Source organism: Hymenobacter agri (assembly GCF_054778495.1).
The window spans coordinates 1-517 of sequence record NZ_BAAGZM010001316.1; the positions used below are offsets into that span (position 1 = coordinate 1).

Genomic DNA, 517 nt, shown 5'->3' on the forward strand with positions numbered 1-517 from the left:
CGCCTTCGCCCGAGGCCAGGCTGGCTTTGGGGGCCTCGTGGTTGGGGCAGGGCGCGGCCGGCAGCCGGCAGATAAAGAGCTTGGCCGTGCCGTAGGCCAGGCCAATTACCCAGCCCTGCGGATGCACCACGTAGCGGTCGAGCGCCGTGGGGAAGCAGCCCCAGCTCTCGTCGGAACCGGTCGTGAACACGGGCGGCACCACCCGGTTGGTGGTCGTATCAAACCCCGGCCGCAGCCGCCGCAGGTGGAACTCGTGGGCCGAAATGCCTTCGAGGAAGAAGTTGCGGCCCTCGCCCTCGTTCGAGGTGCCCAGGTCGTAGAGCACGCCGGGCGGGTAGCTGTAGCCCACCGGGGGCGCGGCGTAGCCCAGCTCAGGGTCTTCGAGAATGGAAATGCTCTGGAGCGCGTACAGGGGCTCGTTCACCGGTGGGCCGGCGGGGTTGGTGTCGCGCGGCAGGTTCAGGCCGGTGGCCTGCCAGCTGTAGCCCAGCGCGGCCGGGGCCTGGGCCAGCGTGAT

The 517-nt window shown here is 70.2% G+C and carries 1 protein-coding gene; it reads right to left on the bottom strand.

Translation table 11 applies throughout. The features are described 5' to 3' along the window. Window positions 1-517, bottom strand: a 517-nt coding sequence (locus ACYVDE_RS25995; RefSeq protein ID WP_460504383.1) for a hypothetical protein, incomplete at both ends; no start/stop codon positions are given.